Origin of the sequence: Isoptericola sp. NPDC060257, assembly GCF_042726645.1 — a bacterium.
Classification (GTDB): domain Bacteria; phylum Actinomycetota; class Actinomycetes; order Actinomycetales; family Cellulomonadaceae; genus Isoptericola; species Isoptericola nanjingensis.
Map to the genome: position 1 here is coordinate 1 of NZ_JBHXAW010000434.1, position 2,251 is coordinate 2,251.

At 71.8% G+C, this 2,251-nt stretch carries 2 protein-coding genes; both read left to right on the top strand.

Annotated elements, in window-relative coordinates:
- Positions 1–1,440: glycerol-3-phosphate dehydrogenase/oxidase (locus tag ACFWEK_RS20995; RefSeq protein ID WP_430555295.1), on the top strand; the 1,440-nt coding region annotated here is incomplete at its 5' end.
- Positions 1,441–1,566: 126 nt separating this feature from the next.
- The coding region (locus tag ACFWEK_RS21000; RefSeq protein ID WP_430555296.1) for an MIP/aquaporin family protein at positions 1,567–2,251 on the top strand (685 nt) is incomplete at its 3' end.

A 2,251-nucleotide genomic window follows, 5' to 3' on the forward strand; every position in this document is an offset into this window, starting at 1 on the left:
GCCCCGCACCTCGTCAAGCCCGTGCCCTTCCTGTACCCGCTGGAGCACCGGCTGTGGGAGCGCGCGTACGTGGGCGCCGGCATCGCGCTCTACGACACGCTCGCGTCCCTCGCCCCGGGGCGTCGCGCCATGCCGCTGCACCGGCACCTGTCGCGCCGCCGGATGTCGACGAAGTTCCCCGACCTCGCGCACGACGCCGCCATCGGCGCAGTGCAGTACTGGGACGCGTCGGTCGACGACGCCCGGCTGGTGTCCACGCTCGTGCGCACCGCCGTCAGCTACGGCGCGCACGCGGCGTCCCGCACCCAGGTCGTGGCGCTCACCAAGGGCGCCACCGGCGCGGTGAACGGCGCCGTCCTCACGGACCTCGAGAGCGGCGAGGAGATCACGGTCCGCGCCCGGCACGTCATCAACGCCACCGGCGTGTGGACGGAGGACACCGAGGCGCTCGCCGGCGACACCGGCGGCCTGCGGGTGCTGGCCTCCAAGGGCGTGCACATCGTCGTCCCGCGCGAGCGCATCAAGGGCACCGTCGGCCTGATCCTGCAGACCGAGAAGTCGGTGCTGTTCGTCATCCCGTGGTCCCGCTACTGGGTGGTCGGCACGACGGACACCCCGTGGACCCAGGACCCGACCCACCCGGTCGCCACCGCGCAGGACATCGACTACATCCTCGACCACGCGAACGCCGTGCTGGCCCACCCGCTGTCCCGCGACGACATCATCGGCACCTACGCCGGCCTGCGCCCGCTGCTGCAGCCCGGCACCAAGGAGGGCACCAGCTCCGCCAAGGTGTCGCGCGAGCACACCGTCGCCAGCCCGGTGCCCGGCCTCACCGTCATCGCCGGCGGCAAGCTCACGACCTACCGCGTGATGGCGAAGGACGCCGTGGACTTCGCCATCGGCCAGCGCGCCACCGCGCTGCCGTCGATCACGCACCAGATTCCGCTGCTGGGCGCCGTCGGCCTGCAGGCCACCCGTCGCCTCGCCCGCACCTGGGCGGCGAAGTACGGGTGGAAGCCGCAGATGGTGGACCACCTGCTGCACCGCTACGGCTCGTCGCTGCGCCAGCTCGTCGACCTGTGCGAGCAGGACCCGTCGCTGGCCCGTCCGCTCGAGCACGCCCCCGCGTACCTGCGCGCCGAGATCCACTTCGGCGTCAGCCACGAGGGCGCGCTGCACCTCGAGGACCTGCTGCTGCACCGCACCCGCCTCGTGTACGAGGTCCTCGACCGCGGACTGGCAGCGCTGCCCGAGATCGCCGACATCGCGGCCCCTCTGCTCGGCTGGGACGACGCGGCCAAGCAGGCCGAGATCGACGCCTACACCGCCCGCGCCCAGGCCGAGGACGCGGCGGAGCACGAGCCCGACGACGCCACCGCGGAGGCCGTACGCCTCCGTGCCACCGACGTCGCCGCCATGCAGCCCCTGCGGGGCTGACCCGACCCCGGCCGGACGTCCGGCCGGCCTCCCGCGGGGCGCTCCGCCCGACGCGGGCTCTCTCCGACCCGGAGAGGACAACGTGGTCCCTCAAGAGAAAGAGATCCGACGATGGACTCATTGATCATGCAAGCGTTCTGGTCCGAGATCCTCGGGACCGCGACGCTGATCCTGCTGGGCGCCGGCGTCGTCGCCAACGTGGTGCTCCCGAGATCCAAGGGCTTCGACGGCGGCTGGCTGCTCATCAACTTCGGGTGGGGCCTCGCGGTCTTCGCGGGTGTCTTCACCGCGTACAAGTCGGGCGCGCACCTCAACCCGGCCGTCACGATCGGGCTCTACGCCGCGCAGTCGCCGTTCGCGACGCTCACCGGGCCGGAGGGGCGGGTCACCGCCACGATCGAGCCGACCGTCGGCAACATGTTCATCTACTTCGCCGCGGAGATGATCGGCGCCATCATCGGCGCGGTGCTGGCCTACATCGTGTACAAGAAGCACTTCGACCAGGAGGCGCCCGGCGCCACCAAGCTCGCGGTGTTCTCGACCGGGCCGGAGCTGCGCTCCTACGGCTGGAACTTCATCACCGAGGTCATCGCGACCTTCGTGCTCGTGTTCTTCGTCGTCATCTCGGGCAAGACGCCGTCCGGGCTCGGGCCGCTCGCCGTCGCACTCATCGTGGTCGGCATCGGCGCCAGCCTCGGTGGCCCGACCGGGTACGCGATCAACCCCGCCCGAGACCTCGGGCCCCGCATCGCGCACGCGCTCCTGCCCATCAAGGGCAAGGGGTCCAGCGACTGGGCGTACTCCTGGGCTG